The sequence below is a fragment of the Tateyamaria omphalii genome, assembly GCF_019802125.1.
Taxonomy (GTDB): Bacteria; Pseudomonadota; Alphaproteobacteria; order Rhodobacterales; family Rhodobacteraceae; genus Tateyamaria; species Tateyamaria omphalii_B.
In genome coordinates this window covers 542,677-562,323 of the sequence record NZ_JAHVHT010000002.1, presented here as the reverse complement: position 1 = coordinate 562,323, position 19,647 = coordinate 542,677, and the positions used below count along the sequence as shown (strand labels likewise).

At 64.6% G+C, this 19,647-nt stretch carries 10 protein-coding genes; 5 read left to right on the top strand and 5 right to left on the bottom strand.

From position 1 onward, the window contains the following. The first annotated feature begins 40 nt into the window (after positions 1–40). From KUV51_RS11715 to KUV51_RS11700, 4 genes are read left to right on the top strand one after another with little or no spacing between them, the layout of a single operon-like run. On the top strand, positions 41–1,048 hold the full coding sequence (locus KUV51_RS11715; protein ID WP_222521804.1) for an AAA family ATPase: 1,008 nt from the start codon (positions 41–43) through the stop codon (positions 1,046–1,048). After that, a complete protein-coding gene (locus tag KUV51_RS11710; protein WP_222521803.1) occupies positions 1,045–1,926 on the top strand; it encodes a DUF58 domain-containing protein in 882 nt (293 codons plus the stop codon). Before KUV51_RS11715 ends, KUV51_RS11710 begins: the two co-directional genes overlap by 4 nt. Further along, on the top strand, positions 1,923–4,688 hold the full coding sequence (locus tag KUV51_RS11705; RefSeq protein WP_222521802.1) for a DUF4159 domain-containing protein: 2,766 nt from the start codon (positions 1,923–1,925) through the stop codon (positions 4,686–4,688). Before KUV51_RS11710 ends, KUV51_RS11705 begins: the two co-directional genes overlap by 4 nt. After that, positions 4,685–6,727, top strand: a complete 2,043-nt coding sequence (locus tag KUV51_RS11700) for a hypothetical protein (RefSeq protein ID WP_222521801.1) — start codon at positions 4,685–4,687, stop codon at positions 6,725–6,727. The genes KUV51_RS11705 and KUV51_RS11700 overlap by 4 nt, the downstream gene beginning before the upstream one ends. A gap of 5 nt (positions 6,728–6,732) precedes the next feature. Here the strand turns inward: KUV51_RS11700 and pbpC are convergent, their stop codons facing one another. Further along, positions 6,733–8,685: a penicillin-binding protein 1C gene (gene pbpC, locus KUV51_RS11695; protein ID WP_261385790.1), complete on the bottom strand. Its 1,953-nt coding sequence runs from the start codon at positions 8,683–8,685 to the stop codon at positions 6,733–6,735. After that, positions 8,682–14,069: an alpha-2-macroglobulin family protein gene (locus tag KUV51_RS11690; RefSeq protein WP_222521800.1), complete on the bottom strand. Its 5,388-nt coding sequence runs from the start codon at positions 14,067–14,069 to the stop codon at positions 8,682–8,684. The genes pbpC and KUV51_RS11690 overlap by 4 nt, the downstream gene beginning before the upstream one ends. 146 nt (positions 14,070–14,215) lie before the next feature. On the opposite strand from KUV51_RS11690, the gene KUV51_RS11685 reads away from it, so the two are divergent. Then, entirely contained in the window at positions 14,216–16,399 is a 2,184-nt protein-coding gene (locus KUV51_RS11685) for a response regulator (protein WP_222521799.1), read from the top strand. Here KUV51_RS11685 and yaaA read toward each other — a convergent pair. The 3 genes from yaaA to KUV51_RS11670 form a co-directional block, all read right to left on the bottom strand. Further along, entirely contained in the window at positions 16,396–17,169 is a 774-nt protein-coding gene (gene yaaA, locus KUV51_RS11680; protein ID WP_222521798.1) for a peroxide stress protein YaaA, read from the bottom strand. The genes KUV51_RS11685 and yaaA overlap by 4 nt on opposite strands. 30 nt (positions 17,170–17,199) lie before the next feature. Beyond that, positions 17,200–19,242, bottom strand: coding sequence for a DNA helicase RecQ (gene recQ / locus KUV51_RS11675; RefSeq protein WP_222521797.1), 2,043 nt, complete (start codon positions 19,240–19,242; stop codon positions 17,200–17,202). Between the two features lie 91 nt (positions 19,243–19,333). Next, positions 19,334–19,615: a YggT family protein gene (locus tag KUV51_RS11670; RefSeq protein WP_222521796.1), complete on the bottom strand. Its 282-nt coding sequence runs from the start codon at positions 19,613–19,615 to the stop codon at positions 19,334–19,336. Positions 19,616–19,647: the final 32 nt, after the last annotated feature.

Below are 19,647 nucleotides of genomic sequence, written 5' to 3'. Positions count from 1 at the left end.
TTGGTATCAACGATCATATATTCTGAAGAGAAGAGATGTCATGACCGACGCAGAGGACCTTGTTGCCGAAATCGAGACGCTGGGTAGCAAGCTGGCCGAGGCCAAGGCCTCGATCACCAAGCGGTTCATCGGACAGGAGCGGGTCGTCGATCTGACCCTGACCGCCCTGCTGTGCGGCGGGCACGGCCTGCTGATCGGTCTGCCCGGCCTTGGTAAAACTCGGTTGGTCGAGACCCTCAGCACGGTCATGGGCCTTGATGGCAACCGCATCCAGTTCACGCCAGACCTCATGCCTGCCGACATTCTGGGCTCCGAAGTGCTGGACACTGCCGAGGATGGGCACCGCGAGTTCCGTTTCGTCCCCGGCCCGATCTTTTGCCAGCTTCTCATGGCAGACGAGATCAACCGCGCGTCCCCACGGACACAGTCCGCGTTGCTGCAGGCGATGCAGGAAAAGACGGTCACTGTTGCGGGCCAGGACCGCTCCTTGGGAACACCGTTCCATGTGCTCGCGACGCAAAACCCCATCGAACAGGAGGGCACCTACCCCCTGCCCGAAGCGCAACTTGACCGATTCCTTGTCCAAATCGACGTGCTCTACCCCGACCGTGGAACCGAGCGGGACATCCTGCTGGCCACCACGGGGACCGAGGATGCGCAATCCACCGCCGTCTTCACTGGCGAAGAGTTGCTGGCCGCCCAAACGCTGCTCCGCCGCATGCCGGTGGGCGACAGCGTGGTCGAGATGATCCTCGATCTGGTGCGCGCCTTCCGTCCGGGAGAGGCTGACGCTTCCGACCAGGTGAAGGAAACGGTTGCGTGGGGGCCGGGCCCACGTGCTGCCCAGGCCTTGATGCTGGCCGTGCGCGCCCGTGCGCTTTTGCAGGGTCGTCTCGCCCCGTCGGCAGAGGACGTGATCGACATGGCGCGCCCTGTTCTGATCCACCGTATGGCGCTCAATTTTGCCGCCCGTGCCCGCGGGGACAGCCTGTCCGACCTGATCGAAGAAACAGCCGCCGGGCTTAGCCGCAAGGACGCCGCCGCGTGATCACCCCCCTCGCCCTGCGCGAAAAGGCCGAAACCCAGGCCGCTCGCCTCCCCGCCCTTCTGGCGCGGGCAGAGCAGTTGGCGGGTGCCGTCCTGCTGGGCGAGCATGGGCGGCGGCGCGCGGGGATGGGCGATGATTTCTGGCAATATCGCCCTGCCCAGATCGGCGACAGCCGCCGCATGATCGACCACCGGCGCAGCGCCATGGGTGACGTGCAATTCGTGCGCGAACGCGAATGGCAGATTGCGCAGTCTGTCATGCTCTGGGTCGATCAGGGGGCGGCGATGCGCTTTGCCTCCAACGACGAGCTGCCCTCGAAAGCCGAACGCGCCCGGGTGCTGGGACTTGCCTGTGCCATCCTGCTGATCCGGGGGGGCGAGCGCGTTGGGTTGACCGGCACCCGCCTGCCACCACGCCGGGGCAACGCCCAGATCCTGCGACTGGCCGAGATGTTTACTGAGGATGCAGAGGCCGATTACGAGCCACCCGAACACCGCGCGATGATCCCCCATGCACGCGCCGTGTTTATCTCGGATTTCATGGGCAATATCGACGATGTGAAAACCGCACTGACCAAGGCCGCCGACCGTGGCGTGCGCGGCGTGCTGCTGCATGTCCTCGACCCGGCGGAAGAGGCTTTTCCCTTCCGCGGCCGCACGATCTTTGAAAGCGTGGGTGGCACGCTGGAGCACGAGACGCTCAAGGCCTCAGACCTCAAGGATCGCTATCTGGCGCGACTGGCCGAGCGCAAGGCCGAGCTGCAGCACCTGTGCAGCGTCGCAGGCTGGCAATACGGGCTCCATCACACTGATCACACCGCACAATCCGGTCTTTTGTGGCTGTGGCGGGCGCTGGATGGCGGGCGGGCGCGGACATGATGGTGCTGGGCCCCATCGGCTTTGCTGCCCCTTGGCTCCTTATTGCGCTGGTGGCGTTGCCGATCCTGTGGCTGATCCTGCGCGCCATTCCCCCCGCACCCATCCGCCAGCGCTTTCCCGGTGTGGCCCTGCTTTTAGGATTGCAGGATGACGAAAGCGTATCGGACCGCACGCCTTGGTGGCTGCTCCTGATCCGGATGCTCGCCGTGGCCGCGATGATCATCGGCCTGGCTGGTCCTGTGCTGAACCCCGAAGACGATGGCACCGCGGGTGATGGCCCGCTGCTGATCGCTGTCGATGGGTCATGGGCCGGTGCGGCCCGTTGGGCACGGCTGACCGAGGCTGTGGACAGCGAGTTGCGCCGCGCCGGAGCCGCAGGCCGTCAGGTGGCGTTGCTGGACCTTGGCGATCCACAACAGCCTGCATTCCGGGCCGCCAATGCCGTTGCAACCACGTTGCCCGGTCTTGCACCGTCGCCGTGGCAGCCCTCGGACGCGGACGCGATTGCAAATGTCCTGCCGGACGGCGGGTTTGAAACCGTCTGGTACAGCGATGCGCTCGACTATCCGGCCCGCGCCGACCTGCTGGCCGCTTTCCAGTCACGTGGTCCTGTCCGCGTGGTCCAAAGCGCAACGGAGATCATCGCTTTGACACCTGCCGCTTACGTCGACGGCGTGGTCGAGGTGACCGCCATTCGCTCGGATGCAGGGCCAGAGCGCGGTGTGAGCATCCTTGCGCAGGGTCGTGACCCCGCGGGGAACGCGACGATCCTCGCCAGTGCCAACGCGGTATTTGACATGGGTGCCGCCACCGCGACCACCTCGCTCTCCCTCCCCGCCGAACTGCGCGCCCGCGTGACCCGGTTTGAGGTCGCCAACGCGCGCTCTGCCGGTGCCGTCACACTGGTCGATGACAGCCTGCGGCGTCGTGAGATTGCATTGATCGCGGGCCGTGAGGGACGCGAGGGGTTGGAGCTTCTGTCGCCGCTGCACTACCTCGAGCGTGCGCTTGCGCCCAACGCCGACCTGCTGCGCGGATCACTCACCGATGTGCTGCCCGCAAACCCCGATGTTATTGCATTGGCCGACGTGGCCACGCTGTCAGAGGGCGAAACCGAGGCCATTCTGGATTGGGTGGATCAAGGCGGGTTGCTCTTGCGCTTTGCCGGACCTCGTGTCGCGGCGAGCGACATCAGCCGCGGGGACGAGGATCCGCTGATGCCTGTGCGCCTGCGCGCGGGCGGGCGAAGTGTCGGTGGTGCCATGAGCTGGGGGTCGCCCAAGACACTGGCGCCTTTCCGTGAAAACTCGCCCTTCTTTGGATTGGCCGTGCCCGAGGACGTTGCCATCACGGCGCAAGTGATGGCGCAGCCTGATCCCACGCTCGCCGAACGTGTCATTGCGGAACTGAGCGACGGCACGCCGCTTGTGACCCGCAAACGCGAAGGCCAGGGACAGATTGTGCTGTTCCATGTGACCGCCAACGCCGAATGGTCCTCGTTACCCCTGTCAGGGCTCTTTGTGGAAATGTTGGAACGGTTGGCGGTGTCGGCCACAAGCTCCTCGCCCGAGGCGGGGGACCTTGAAGGCACGATCTGGACGCCGGAGGTTGTGATGGACGGATTTGGAGCCTTGCGCGACGCGGGCGCGATGCCGGGCGTGCCGGGTCCCGCACTGGTGAGCGAACCGACGGGTCCCGGACTGTTGCCCGGCGTCTACGTCTCAGGCGACCGCGCACTGGCACGCAACGTGCTGACGGCAGACGCCACGCTGGAGCCTGCGACATGGCCCACTGACGTGCCGGTCTCTGGCCTTGTCGCGGCCCCGGAGCGGCCGCTCGGTGGGCTGCTGCTGGCAGCGGCCATCGGTTTGCTTCTGGCTGACGTGCTGGCATCGCTCGCCTTGTCCGGGCGGCTGACGGGCCGCGTGCGCGCGACCGCTGGCGCGCTGATCGCGGCCATCGCCCTGACCGGTTTCACCGCGCCCGATGCGCACGCCCAAGACGAACCGACGGATGAAATCGCCGCAGCAGCAGAAGTTGTTCTGGCCCATGTCCTCACCGGCAACAGCGAGGTGGACGAGGTGGCAGAGGCAGGCCTCCGCGGCCTGTCCGATACGCTGTTCTTCCGCACCTCGGTCGAACCGGCGCCGCCTTTTGCGGTGGACCTCGAGATGGACGAGCTGGCGTTCTTCCCCATTCTCTACTGGCCCGTCACGCCCGATCAGCCGCGCCCGAGCCAGGAAGCCTATGCCAAGTTGAACGACTACCTGCGTTCCGGCGGGCTGATCCTGTTCGACACGCGCGACGGGGACATCGCGGGCTTTGGTGCTGCGACTCCAAACGGGCGCAAGCTGCGGGATCTTGCGGCTCCGCTCGACATTCCTGCGCTTGAACCGGTGCCGCGCGACCATGTGCTGACGCGCACATTCTACCTGCTGCAGGACTTTCCCGGGCGCCATCAAGGTGGAGAGATCTGGGTCGAAGCTGCCCCACCGGGCGCCGAACAGGTCGAGGGGATGCCGTTCCGCAACCTCAATGACGGCGTCACGCCCGTGGTGATCGGCGGCAATGACTGGGCGGCCGCGTGGGCTGTCACATCCTCCGGTCAGGCCATGCTGCCCGTGGGCCGCGGCTTTGGCGGCGAGCGGCAGCGCGAGTTGGCATATCGCTTTGGTGTGAACCTCGTGATGCACGTACTGACCGGCAACTACAAAAGCGATCAGGTCCATGTACCTGCTTTGCTGGATCGGTTGGGCCAATGACTGGGACCATCCTTTTCGATCCGCTCCTTCCGTGGCCGATATTGGCCGTTGTTGCCGCATTGGCCGTAACCGGTGTTGTGTTGGCCTTGATCCGGGGACTGAACGGCTGGGCCCTGCGTGGCATGGCAGCGCTGGTTGTGCTGGCCGCGCTGGCAGGGCCGTCTCTGCAACAGGAAGACCGCGCACCGCTCACCGACATCGTGATCCTGGCCGAAGACGAAAGTGCCAGCCAACGCCTCAACGACCGCGCCGATCAGACCACCGGTGCAGCTGACACGCTGGAAACTGCGCTGGCGGCACGAGAGAATACCGAAGTGCGCCGGATCACCGTCCCAGATGGCGAAGAAGACGCGGGCACGCGCCTGATGAGCGCTCTGTCCGATGCGCTGGCGGAAGAGCCCCGTGCGCGTGTGGCTGGGCTGATTGCGCTGAGTGATGGACAGGTGCACGACGCCGACCTGCCCCTTGATCTGCCCGCGCCGTTGCACCTGTTGCTGACCGGGCGTGAAACCGATTGGGACCGCCGCCTGCTGGTCAAGAACGCACCCGCCTTTGCCATCATCGGCGAACCCGTCACCCTCACCCTGCGGATCGAGGACATGGGTGCTGTCCCCGCGGGGACAGATCTGGCCCCGCTCGACATATCCGTCGATGGTGCGCCACCCCAGCGATTTAACGTGCGCACGGGCGAGGATATCGAACTGCCCATTAGCCTCCCCCACGGGGGCCGCAATGTGATCCAGTTCACGGTGCCGGAAGCCGAGGGCGAGCTGACGGACCGCAACAACACCGCCCTGATCCAGATGAATGGTGTGCGGGACCGGTTGCGCGTGCTTCTTGTGTCGGGCGAGCCCCATGCCGGGGGACGCACGTGGCGGAACCTGCTCAAGTCCGACAGCTCGGTGGACCTTGTCCACTTCACCATCCTGCGCCCGCCCGAAAAACAGGACGGGGTGCCTGTGGGCGAGTTGTCCCTGATCGCCTTTCCGACCCGCGAGTTGTTTCTGGAAAAGATCGACGATTTCGATCTGATCATCTTTGACCGCTACAAACGCCGCGGCATCCTGCCTGCGCTCTACCTCGACAATGTGGCGCGCTACATCCGCGACGGGGGTGCCGTGCTGGTGGCGGCAGGGCCGGACTTTGCCAGCGCGGACAGTCTTTATCGCTCACCGCTTGGTTCGGTCATGCCCGCCCAACCATCTGCGCGGGTGCTCGAGGAAGCATACCGCCCAACCGTATCCGAGATTGGTGAAAAGCACCCTGTCACCACAGGTCTGCCCGAGGCGGGCGATTGGGGTCGCTGGTTGCGCCAGATCGAAGTAGATGCACAGGCAGGCAATGTCGTGATGGAGGGGGTCGATGGCCGTCCACTCCTGATCCTTGACCGGGTCGAGGAAGGGCGCGTGGCGCTGCTGGCGTCGGATCATGCATGGCTCTGGAACCGGGGCTACGAAGGCGGTGGGCCGCAACTGGAACTGCTGCGTCGTCTGGCTCACTGGATGATGAAAGAACCCGAGCTTGAGGAAGAGGCGCTGACCGCGACCGCCACGGGGCAGTCCATGCGGATCGAACGGCGCACCCTGTCAGACACCGTGCCGCCAGTGACCATCACTGACCCCTCCGGCAATGTGGTCGAGTTGGAGATGACAGAAGCCGGCCCCGGGCGGTTCGAAGCGCGGCACGAAGGTCCGGAGATTGGCCTTTACCGCCTACAAAACGGCGAAGCGGAGACGGTCATCGGCCTTGGGCCCGCTGCACCCAAGGAATTTGAAGCCACCATCGCAACTGGCGATGTTTTGGCAGCACGGGTCGAAGGCACCCGGGGCGGTATTCTGCGCCTCGAAGACGGAACACCCCGCATCCGCACGGTGCGCGAGGGTCGGCCTGCCGCTGGTCGCGGCTGGATCGGAATCACACCGCGCGGCGCGTACGAGACACAGGACGTCCGCCAGATGGGACTGCTGCCGCCATGGCTCGTGTTGCTGCTGGCATCGGGTTTCATCATCGGGGCATGGCTGCGCGAAGGACGGCGATAGGCGGTCTACGGTTCTACGCGAATGGCGGACCGGGTGGAGCGGCCCAGCGCATCTATGACCGATATGTCCGAAAACCCTGGCGCGAGCGCCCCGATATCAACCTCACGCCGCGCGGCGTGTGTTGTCACCACGGCCCCGTTGACCAGCACCGTCAGCGGCAGCGTGCCTCCGGCCACTATTACCACTGTTTCCGATTGGGCCAGCACCGCGCCGTCCGGCGGAAAGACCATCTTGGGCTGCGTTGCCTGATCCATCGTCTGTCCGAACCGGCGCAAGTTTGGCGGCAGGTCCGCCGTCGCCAGCAGGAGCGTGTCGGGCGGCGGCGGTGGGGCTGGAGTGAGTTGCGGCTTCAACCGCCCGAAGGCTTCGAACAGGATGGGGGCCGCGTGTGCGCCGCCAAACGCCCCGGGCACAGGTGTGCCATCGGGGCGCCCCATCCACACACCGATAACATGCTGCCCGTCATACCCAATGGCCCAGGCGTCGCGATGCCCGTAGGACGTGCCTGTCTTGTAAGCGAGCCCCGCAGGTGCCCCGGGTGGCGGAGCAATCCCGCGCAGGATGTCACCGACCTGCCAAGCGACGCGCGGCGCGATCTTCGGCGCATCCGGTGCCGCCAGATGCCCATAAACCTTCACCAGATCTTCGAGGCTGAGGCCAACCCCACCGAGCGCAACCGCAAGGCCAGCCTTCCCGCCAGGCAGTTTGGGGTCGGCGCCAAAGGCGCGCAGCGCGGCCATCAGCCGTTCGGGCCCCAGCGCATCCGTAAGCGCAACGGGCGGGATGTTGAGTGACAGGGTCAGCGCCTGCCGCGCGGTGATGTCTCCGCGAAAGACACCGTCGAAGTTCTGCGGGGCGTAGGCACCGAACCGGGTGGGCCGGTCGGCAAAGACAGTTTCGGGATGCGCCAGGCCCCGGTCAAAGGCGAGCGCATAGATCACGGGTTTCAGTGTCGATCCGGGGCTGCGTTTTGCACGCGTCATGTCGATGAAACCCGGCTGACCATCCGCATCCGTATATTCGGGTGAGCCAACGCGGGCGATAGCCTCTCCGGTCGTGTGATCCATGACCATGATCGCCAGCGATGTGCCCCGCGCCATGCGCAGGCTGTGCAATCTGGCGAGCCGAGACATGCTGCGCTGCACCGGCGCCGAGAGAGTGGTGTCGAAGCGGCGTGCCTCGGGCGTGTCCTTGCGCAAGGCGTCGGCATGATGCGGTGCAAGGCGTGGTAGCGGCCGGGCCTCTTTAGGTACAGGCGTGCGGGATGGATCGGCACCAACACGCGCCAGCACGCGGTCTCTTGCCACGCGCGCGGCGTCGGCATGGCGGTCGGGTCGCCGCGCTTCGGGCGCTTGCGGCAGGGCGACCAGCAGGGCCGCTTCGGCCTCTGTCAGCCGGTGCGGTTCCTTTCCGAACCATGTGAACGTCGCACTGCGCACGCCTTCGATCCGACCTCCGTACGGGGCGTGCTGCAAATAGAGATGCAGGATGTCGTCCTTGCCCATCTGCCGCTCCAACGCCCAGGCCACGCGCATCTGCCGCAACTTGCCCGAGACGGAACCGGTGCCGGAGTTTTCCAGTATCCTTGCGAGCTGCATGGTCAGGGTCGAGCCACCAGAAACCACGCGGCCCGATCGCACGGCCTGACCAACGGCGCGCAGCATCGCCCACCCATCGACCCCGTTGTGGCGATAGAAGCGCTTGTCTTCATAGGCAATCAGCATGTCCGGGAGCCTTGGATCGACACCTCCGCGCGGCACCGACAGCCTGATCCGACCATCCTCGACGGCAAAGGCCCGCATGAGGTGGCCGTCACGATCCCGCATCTCGACCGACGTTTCGGTCAGCGTTGCAGGCAGGACGGTGCGGTCCACCCACGCGTCCCATGCGTCGTGCAGGCTGGCCGCCGCAAGCATGAACGCTGCGGTAGCAAAGAACAGGCGATGCGGACGCTTCATTCGGTCACGACCGTGCGCCCCGTGTCGGTGACGGCGCGGTATTCCGCGCGGTACATATCCTCGACCAAAGCGGCTGGGTGGTGGAAGTCGCCCGGGCTGACCGCGCGCGCGATGTAGGCAAGGCGGAATGCGTTTGAACCGGTGTGGTTCACGGCCGCAAGGAAGCGATCCGACCGGAATTCGGCATGTTCCGTGTTTACCTGTTCCAGCCAATCCAGACCCGACACATCGCCTGAACGGATGAGGCGCGGATTGTCGATTTCGATCCCTGCGGGCAGGGGATCGTCGACGATCAGCCGCGCGCCGACCTCTTCGAACGGGGTGATGGTCAGCACGATCACGCGACGTTCGCCGATGCGCCACGGCCCGTCCGCAGGCGTACCTTCCATGGAGTAGGCGGAGCGTGTGATGCTATAGCCGTAGCCGCCCGCCTCCGGTGCAACGGTGGGCACGCCGTAGGTGGTCAGCGTCACATCCTGCGCAGTGCCCGAGATGTTGCGGATCGTCGATGGTGCATCGCCCGCGGCGCGGTTTTGCACGACGGGACCGGACATCGGTGTGTCATCCACCGACAGGACAGGCGTACCTGCCCCGCTGCGCAAGGCTTGCGCCGCCATCAGCACCTGCGCGGCTTCCTGCGTGGAATAGCCGCCGCGATTGGCGGTGATGGAGGCCGCCAGCCGCGCCTGGTCAACCCGTGTGCTGCCCGCCTCAGCCGCGAGGTGCAGGAGGCCAGCCGCATCCCGCAGGGGTGTGCCGTAGTCCGCGCGCCATCGGGACCCCTCGTTGCCGGAGCGGATGGCAAGCGCTTCCGCTAGCCCAAACAGTCGATCCGCGCGGGTCTGTTCGCCGTAGCTGGCCAGGGCCGCGCCAAGCTGTGCCCGTGCAAGCGGTGTCGACAGCGCGTCGGTCTTGGTGTCCGCGTAGTAGCGCAGGTCCCCAATCGACGCCGATCCGGCGCGGGCCAGAACCATGAGGGCGTAGGCGATGTCCTCTCCGCCCTGATCGAAATCCGGGGCGTAGTTGATCCTGTTGCGCAGGTTGTCGAGGGCGAGACGCAGGGCGCGGTCGGGCACCTCATGCCCTTGGTCCTGCGCCCGAAGCAGGAAATCCGTGACATAGGCGTCGAGCCAGAAATCCCCGGACTGCGCCCGCCAGAGGCCAAAGGCCCCGTTGCTGGCCTGCCGGGTCAGGACACGGGCGATGGCACCATCAATCCGCGTGTCGATGTCGTTCAGCCCGGCCGCCTGCGCCGTGCGCGGCACATAGAGCAGCGGCAAAGCGGCCGAGGTGATCTGCTCCGTACAGCCATAGGGGTAGCGGTCAAGCTGGCGCAGCAGGCCCGGCATGTCGAACCGTGCCAGTGGTCCCGCCGCCAGAGTGGCCCGCGCGCTGCCGGGGCGCAGGTTGGCAAAGACATTGTCGTCGAACGTCAGCGCTTCACCCGCCGCCAGCGACAGGCGCTGCGTGGTCGCAATCGTCGGATCGTTGGAGCGCACGCCAAGTGTCAGATCCTTGCGCAATACGGTTCCGTCAGGAGTGGTGAGTGCTACTTTTATCTGGTGGTCGCCGACCGCATCCACTGTCAACGGCAATGCGACGCGCACGGTGCCACCCTCTGCCAAAGCGACGGTGGTCGGAGCACTGCCAACGGAAATGCCCGTAGCCGTCACCGCAAGCGGCATCTCCCCCGACGCGCCCGCTGCATGGACGAATTCCAGTTGCAGACGGCTTTGATCATCGGGCGCGAGAAAGCGTGGCAATGCCGCCGAGATCACAACCGGATCGCGCGCAACCATGTCCGTTGTCGCTTGCCCCACGCCCTGCTCCGACCATGCCACTGCCATCAGCCGGATCGTTCCGTTGAAGGCCGGGCGCGGGATCGTCACCTGCGCGCGCCCATCTGCACCGACCGCGACAGGGCCGGAGAATGCGGCCATCACCGCCTCGATCGGCGGTGGCCCTTGCCGTTGCATGGCATTGCCCGCATCGCCGCCCGAGCGCACGGCACCCAGCGCGCCGCTTTCTCCATCGATCAGGCGGCCATAGACGTCGCGCAAGTCAACGCCGAGGCGGCGCTGACCGAAATAGTGGTCTTGCGGGTTCGGTGGCTCGAAACCGGTCAGGTTGAGGATGCCAACGTCGACCGCAGCCAGTGTGACGTATCCTGCTGCGCCTTTGAGGCCATCGACCTGCACCGAGACCTCAGTCGTGCCGGGATGACCGTCGGTCTCGACAGGCGCGTCGATGGAGACGGACAGCGCCTTTTCCGCAGGATCGATGGCGGCGTGGGCGAGGCCGAGGACGCGGTCTGGATTTGGCCCTGTCGAATCGCCGCTGCGCAACACTGACGCTGTGACATATACTCCGGTGCCCCAGTCTTCGGTCACGTCAAGCGGGATCACCGTTTCGCCGGCCGTGACCGGCACGGCCTGGCGCGAGATGACATGGCCCGACAGAACGGAAATCAGGGCAACCCCGTCATGGGGCGGCGTGATGCGCAATTGGGCCGTGTCGCCTACGCTGTAGCGTTCGGCATCCAGTGACAGCCCGAGCCGGTCCGGCGTGTCACTGCCATCCGTCGCGCCATACCAGCCCGAGGCGAAGCTGACGGAGCTGGCGGTGTAAACACCTTCGGTGCTTTCGATCACCAACTCGTAGTCGCCCCATTCGGTGGGCGTACTGATGTCGATGGGCGCTTCACCCAGAACCGCATTGCCCTGCCCCACGCGGATGCGGCGGGTGACCGGCTCCCAGTTCCAGTTGCCGTAGAGCTGATACCATTGATAGCGCGTCTCGATCCGGTTGACGGTCCATGTGACCGGCACGTCGTTCGGGGCACCCACGGCGATGACCTGGAAACTGGCCGTAGACCCTTCGGGCAGCACATCCTCGAAACCGGGTTTGATCCCGATCACCGGCCCTTGTGGCGCGATGGGTCGGGTCAGGGTGCGTTCGACCGGGCGTCCGCCACTGTCGGAAACGCGGACGGTGGCAATGGCTTCAAGCAGCACATCTTCGGCGATCAAATCGGGCCATGGCAACGACAGGCGGAAGCGGCCCTGCGCATCGGTGCGCCCGCCCTGCACATAGCGGCGCTGCGGGGAAAAGGCTGCATCGTGGCGACCAAAGCGGTAGCCCGGATGCTCCGCCATCCCGGCGCGGCGCTGCACCTGCACGTCTCCCTCGACAACTAGGTTCGCGCCCGGTGCGCCAAAGAGATACTGGGCATCCACATCAACGACGGCCGGAGCGCGCAGGGAGAGGGGCGCATCGTCGGAGGTCAGCGTGACGTCGATGCGGTCGGGAATAAAATCCTCCACCAGCACGGTGCGGGTGGCGAGCGCTGGGGCGTTCAAATCGCCCTTGACCTCGATCCGCCATGTGCCGCGCGGCACCGCCAATCCGAGGGGCAGCGAAACCACATGCCCCCCGCTTTGGCCCTGTGCACTGATGGTACGGCTGTATTCCACTCCGTCCGGACGGCTGAGGATCACGGTCAGCGGCAGACCGGTGATGGCCTGCGCGCGGGCATCGCGTGCAAGTGCCGTCATGTGGATCGTCGCACCGGGCCGGTACGCCCCGCGGTCGGTGGTCAGGAACAGGTCGATGGGCGGCGCGGGCGGGCGCCCCTTGACCCCGCGATCCGACAGGTCAAAGGCTGCATCGGTCAGGGGCAGGAAGACGAAGTCGTCCGCCGTTTCGACCTGCACCATGGCCGGGCGGGCCGAACCACGTCCGCGCGTCAGCCCGGCATCAAACTGCGCAAAGCCGTCGGCATCCGTCTGCGTGGTGCCCAGCACCGCATTGGCTTGCGAAATCAGGTGCACGGTGGCGCCCGCGACCGCGCCTGCATCGCTGAGCGCACGGACAGAGGCGGTCAGCCCGTCATTGCCTTGCCATGTGGACAGCCCCAGATCGGACAGCACGAACCACTGCGTCGCCGCAGCCACGTCGTATGGATCGCGCCCCGGCTCGCGCGCCGACAGCACATAGACACCGGGCGGCTGGTCGGCCAGCGCCTCTTCCAACGGCAGGCGGGTGCGCATTTCGGTGTTCAGCTCGTTCTGAACCTCGCCCGTGCCGCGCCAGAACTCTTCCGCGATGTCGCCGGTGAACTCTGCCATCTGCCATTGCGACAGGGGCCGGGCAAAGAAATCGCGGCGCAGGGATTGCACGAGGTTGCGGTCGCTGACGCGGCTGAGAACCAGATCAACCTCGTTCACGTTGACGGTTTCAATCGGAACGCTGGGTCCCGCGCCGCGCGGCAGGACGTAGCCGCGCCCGGGAAAGCGCACCACAGGGGAACGGTCGCGAACATAGAGGTCAAGACTGACATCCTTGGCCAAGACTTCCCCACTTTCGGCGGGCAGGCCGGACCGGAAGGTCACCGTGTAGCGCGCGCCGTGGGACACGCCGTCGATACACAGGTCGCGCCCATCGGCCGCCACGACGAGGCCCGGTATCGCGGTGCGCACGAAGGGTTCGTAGTCGACACCCGCCTGCACCAGCGGTTCGGAGAAGGTCGCGCAGATGCGTGGCGCGGCGCTGTCATTGTCCACCTGATGCTCGACAATGCGGAAGCCGTACTTGCCAATAGCCTCGTCCAGCGCGCGGGCGGTGTCATCGCGGGGCTGGATGGACTGGGCGAGCCGCAGCGCGTCGATCATGTCGCGGCCCCGATTGTTGCGTTCGAGTGCCTCCGCGAGCGTTTGCAGGGCGCTTGCCTGACCCCCCGCCGTGTCAGCACGCAGGTAGCCATTGAGGGCCGCGGGCACCGCCTCTGCCCGCGCGCGGCGGCGCTGGGACGTGGACACGCCATCATCCAGACGCAGCGCGATATAGGCATAGCGCACCCAAAGATCCGGCGCATCCGTCAGCGCCACGGCAGACCCGATCCAGCGCAGCGCCTCTGCCCGATTGCCGCGCTCCCACGCTGCGCGAGAGGCAGCAAGCAGTTCATCGACCGTTTCACCAGACAGCGCAAAGCGCAGCCCCATGTCAGTGCCAAGCGCAAGCGCGGCGGCAAAGTCATCTTCTGGCAAGTCCAGCGCCTCCGCCCGTTGCTGCGCAGCCGCCCGGAACGCGGGGACCAGCGGGATACGTGTGGCGGACCGGGCCCCGGCATAGGGTTGCCGGTCGGTGATGTCCGACTTGGGGAAACAGGCGTTTGAGCGATCGTTGAATGTGAAAGCCACGCACGCTTCATCCGCACTGCACGCGCGGACACAGGCATCGAAGGTGGTGTCGAACAAGGCCGTACGGTCCGCGCCGAAGAAATCCATGTCCCGCGTCACAACGTATCGATGATCGGGGATGGCATTCTGACCCCATGCCGCAATGGCCCACAGCACAGCACATAGTGCAACGATCATGTGGCGCATCACGCACCTCCCGCAAACAACTTGGATTCTATGCGCACAGCCTGCCACGGGCGAGACAGGGCACGCAACGCTTTCGCCCAGGGGTTAAGCCGTTCTTCATCATCCTCGTGAAATACCGGATGGCGTGTTCGAGGCGGAGGGCAGATATGAGCCTTGCAAACAAACTGGCAGAAGAGCGGCGCGGGCGTCTTGCGGCGGAGCGCTTGCTTGAGCTGAAAGAGGCCGAACTGTCGGCAGCCAACCGCAAACTGGGCAAGCACGCGGCAGCCTTGCAGGGCGAAATCGTCGAGACACGGGCCGAGGTCGCCACCGTCAAGACGGAGAACGAGCGGTTCAAGACCGAGCTTGGCCAGGCCAATCAGAAGGTGCAGATCGCCGAACGCCGGCTGTGGCATTCCGTTCAGACGATCACGGATGGCTTTGCCTTCTTCAACTCGGACAACCAGATGATTGCGGCCAACGAAAGCTACATGGCCATCTTCGACAAAGTCGACGCGATCCGCCCCGGCGTGAATTACATGACGATCCTGCAGGTGCTCACGGATGAGGGGATCGTCGACACCGAAGGGATGCCCGGTCAGGAATGGCGCCAGATGATGCTGGACCGCTGGATGCAGCCACAACCCGACCCGGTGACCGTGCGGCTGTGGAACGACCAATATGTCAAACTGGTCGACAGGCGGAGCCCTGCGGGGGACATCGTTTCACTTGGCCTCAACATCACCGAATCCGTGCGCTACCAGCAGGAGCTGAAAACCGCGCGGGCAGAAGCGGAAGCCGCGAGCCGCGCGAAATCTGCGTTCCTCGCCAACATGAGCCACGAAATTCGCACTCCGATGAATGGCGTTGTCGGCATGGCAGAGCTGCTCGGTGACACCGGGCTGAGCGAAGAACAGCAGCTCTATGTCGATACGATCAAGAACTCGGGTGAAGCGCTGCTGGTCATCATCAATGACGTGCTCGACTACTCGAAAATCGAGGCGCAGAAACTGCAATTGCACCTCGAACCTTTCGATCTGGAACGCAGCATTCACGAGATCATCATGCTGCTCCAGCCTTCGGCCCGCGACAAGGGGCTGACACTGCTCTTGGACTATGACCTGTTCCTGCCGACCATGTATGTGGGCGATCCGGGCCGCATCCGTCAGGTCCTGACCAATCTGATGGGCAACGCGGTCAAATTCACGAACGAGGGCCACGTGCTGGTCCGCGTCACCGGAGTGCCGGACCTCGAGGCCGGACATGCCGAAGTCACGATCGTGATCGAAGACACGGGGATCGGCATCCCCGAGGACAAGATCGACCACATCTTCGGTGAATTCAATCAGGTGGAGAACGAGCGAAACCGCCAGTTCGATGGCACCGGCCTCGGGCTCGCCATCTCGGAACGGCTGGTCAAGCTGATGGAGGGTGAGGTCTGGGTCAGCAGCGAAGAGGGCATTGGATCCGTGTTTGGCTTCCGCATTCCGCTGCAGTTGAGCGAGGACAAGCTACCCGAACACCCCCCTGTGCCGGAAGGCCTGCGCCGGGTCATGGTCGTGGACGACATCGAAGCCAACCGCACCATCCTTCAACGGCAGCTTGAGCAGTTGGGCCTGGGTGTTGTGAGCTGCGCATCGGGGGCCGAGGCGCTGGAGCAATTGCGCGATATCGACCTGATCCTGACGGATCACAACATGCCCGACATGGACGGGTTAGAGCTCGCCGAAACGATCCGCACACGCGGCGTCGAAACACCCATATTGCTGCTCAGCTCGAACCCCAGTTTTGCGACGAATGATCCCGGCGCCCGTTACCTTCACGCGATCATGCAGAAACCGGTGCCGCGCGCGGACCTCTTTGCGCGGCTGGAAAGTGTCGGGCCTGTGATCGGCACCAACGGCGCGCCGCCACCCGCACCAGAAAAGCGGCGCATGGTGGTGCTTGCGGCCGAAGACAACAAGACCAACCAGCTGGTATTTGGAAAGATGGTGAAGTCTGCCGATATCGATCTGCATTTCGCCAATAACGGGATCGAAGCTGTGGAGCTGTTTCAGCAGGTGTCACCCGACCTGATCTTCATGGATATTTCCATGCCCAAAATGGATGGCAAGGAAGCAACGACAAAGATTCGCGAACTTGAACAGAGCACAGGTGAGCATGTGCCCATCGTCGCCCTTACGGCGCATGCCATGGACGGCGACGACAGAGGCATTCTTGATGCGGGTCTCGACCACTACCTGACAAAACCGCTGCGCAAACCGGAAATCCACGGGATGCTGCACGACATGTGCCCTGTGGGCGTTCTCCCCCCGTTTGACGACACCATCCCCGAGGAAGGAGCCGCCTAGCTGACCGGGTAGGGCCTCACAAAGACCGGCTTGGCGTCGGTCGACAGGTTCGGTTGATAGGCGTAACCGTCGGTGTCGAAACTGCGCACACCCTCCAAGTCCGTAACCCGGTTCTGAATGATATGCCGCGCCATGGCCCCGCGGGCGCGCTTGGCAAAGAAGCTGACGATCTTGGGACCCTGCCCCTTGTCTTCCATGAAGGCAGGCGTGATCAGCTTCAGCTTCAGCGCTTTTTCCGGCACCGCGCCAAAATATTCCTGGCTCGCGCAGTTCACCAGCGTGTCGCTTCCCGTCTCTTCGGCCTGCCCGTTCAGCGCCTTTGCCAGATCATTGCGCCAATAATCATAAAGCGAGGCACCGCGCCGGGTCTTCAATCGGCTGCCCATCTCCAGCCGATAGGGCTGGATCGCATCCAATGGCCGCAAAAGACCGTAAAGACCCGACAGAATGCGCAAATGATCCTGCGCATACCCCGTATCGGCCTCCGACAGGGTTGCGGCATCAAGCCCCTGATATGTATCCCCGGCAAAGGCGAGCATCGCCGGACGTGTCACCTCATCCCTTGGAGCGTCCTCGAACGCTTTGAACCTGTCGCGGTTCAACCGGGCCAGATCGTCGCTGAGGTCCATCAGGGACTTCAACTGTCCGAGCGTGAGGTTCCGCGCCGTTCGCACCAATCGCACCGCGTCGTCCTGCATGTCAGGAGTGGTCGTTGCCACATCCCGTTCTGCCCAATCCAGCCGCTTGGCTGGCGAAATCACCACCAACATGTGCCTACCCCCACGAGTGTTTGGGCATATCTAGGATGCCGCCCGCAGCACGTCCAGAAAAGCGGGACCAAAACGTTCCGCCTTGCGATCTCCGAGCAGCCGTTCGAGCCCGGCACCGTCATCGGGCCGCAATTGCGCGACCTTGGCAAGTTGCGAGGCCGAGCAGCTCAGCGGCTTGTCCGTTCCGTCTTCGCCGCGCGCCAATTCCGCCTGCACCGCCAAGAGCTGGTCATAGATCGTGGCCGCCGAATGCCCCGCCAGCTTGCGGCGCGACGGATGCAGCGCCTCTGCCTCGCCATTGATCACCTCAAGGAAAGCACGCCCGAACTTCTCCAGCTTTTTTGCCCCCACCCCGCTGACCTGCGCCATCTGGTCCAAGTTCGCAGGCCGCCGTTCCGCCATCTCGATCAGCGTGCGGTCCGGGAAAATCACATAAGCCGGGACCTTGGCCGCCTCGGCCAGCGCGCGGCGTTTGGCTTTCAGTGCAGACAGGAGCGGCGCGTCTTCCTCGGACACCATCGCCTTGACGGCAGGACGGCGGGCTGCGGCGGCCTTGATCGTGTCCTTGCGCAGCGTGATCTTCGCCTCGTCCCGCAGGATCGGCAGAGCCGCGTCGGTCATCCGCAGCGCGCCATAGCGATCCGGGTCGGGCCGCACCAGATCATGCCCCATCATCTGCCGGAACACGGCCTGCCATTGCGGTTTGGAATATTCCTTGCCCACGCCATAGGTCGGCAGGCTGTCATGGCCGCGTTGGCGGATCTTGTCTGTCTCGATCCCCAAAAGGATGTCGATCAGATGCCCTGCCCCGAACCACTCATCGGTGCGCAACATGGCCGACAGTGCCTTGCGCACAGCTGTGGTCCCATCAAAGACTTCGGCTGGCTGGTCACACAGATCGCATTTGCCGCAGGCCACGTCTGCCTCACCGAAATACCCGAGCAACGTCTTGCGGCGGCATACCAACGCTTCCGCCAGTCCAAGCAGAGCATTCAACCGCGCATGATCCGCCATACGCCGCTCGGGCGGGGCAAGCCCTTCGTCAATCTGGGAGCGCCGCAACTTGATATCGTCGGGCCCAAACAGTGTTAGCGTTTCCGCCGGCGCTCCATCTCGCCCAGCACGCCCGATTTCCTGATAATAGGCTTCGATGGATTTCGGCAGATCGGCATGGGCCACCCAGCGGATGTCCGGCTTGTCCACGCCCATGCCAAAGGCAACCGTGGCCGCCACGATCAAACCATCCTCTTGCTGGAACCGGCGTTCAGCGATGCGGCGGTCGTCCGCCTCCATCCCGCCGTGATAGTGGATCGCCGCGTGCCCCGCCTCGCGCAGCGCCTGCGCCAGCGTCTCGGTCTTGGCCCGCGTGCCGCAATAGACGATCCCCGACTGCCCCTTGCGCGCGGCGGCAAAGTTCAGGATCTGCGCGCGTGGCCCGTTTTTGGCGGCAAAGGCGAGATGGATGTTTGGCCGGTCAAAGCCGCGCAGGAAGGTGCGCGGTTGGGTACCATCAAACAGCTTCTGGACAATCTCGACCTGCGTTTCGGCATCCGCCGTCGCCGTGAACGCGGCCAAGGGCACATCCAAGGCGCGACGCAACTCGCCGATGCGCAGGTAATCAGGCCGGAAATCATGCCCCCACTGGCTGACGCAGTGCGCCTCGTCCACGGCAATCAGGCTGATGCCGATCCGGCGCAGCATTCCAATTGCGGACCCGGCGGCCAGACGTTCCGGCGCGATGTAAAGCAGCTTCAACTCCCGCCGCTCTAGCGCTTCCCACACCGCATCTGTTTCTTCAGGCGTATTGCCCGAGGTGAGCGCACCCGCCTGCACCCCCGCCTCTTGCAGTGCACGGACCTGATCGCGCATCAGGGCAATGAGTGGTGAGATGACGACTGTCACCCCATCCCGCATCAACGCAGGCAATTGGAAACACAGGGATTTCCCGCCACCTGTCGGCATGATGGCGAGCGCATTGTCACCCGCGGCTACGGCGTCAACGATCTCTTCCTGTCCGGGACGGAAGCCATCAAATCCGAATACATCCCGCAACAGCGTGGCAGCGCCGCTCATCTTCGAAAACCCTGTCAAATTTTATGTAGTCTGCACGTTGAATACAGACTCACATTTTAACGGGCCGTGAACAAGAGTTTCCGGGCGCAGATCAGAAGAAGATGGCGGGCAGGATGATGCTGCGCAGGGCGATCACGATGACAAAGGCCACCAGCGGCGCCAGGTCGAGCGGATGCGTGTCCGGCATGTACCGCCGGATCGGCTGGTAAATCGGTTCGAGCAGCTTGTTCAGCCCGGTCCAGATCGACCCCACAAGCGGCTGGTGCATGTTCAGCACGTTGAAGTTGATCAGCCAACTCATGATGATGTGGACGATCATGATCACGTAAACGACGCTCAGGATCAGGTCGAGCAGTTGGTAGATCACCAGCATGGGCGGGGTCCTTTGTTGTTCCGGCCACAGAC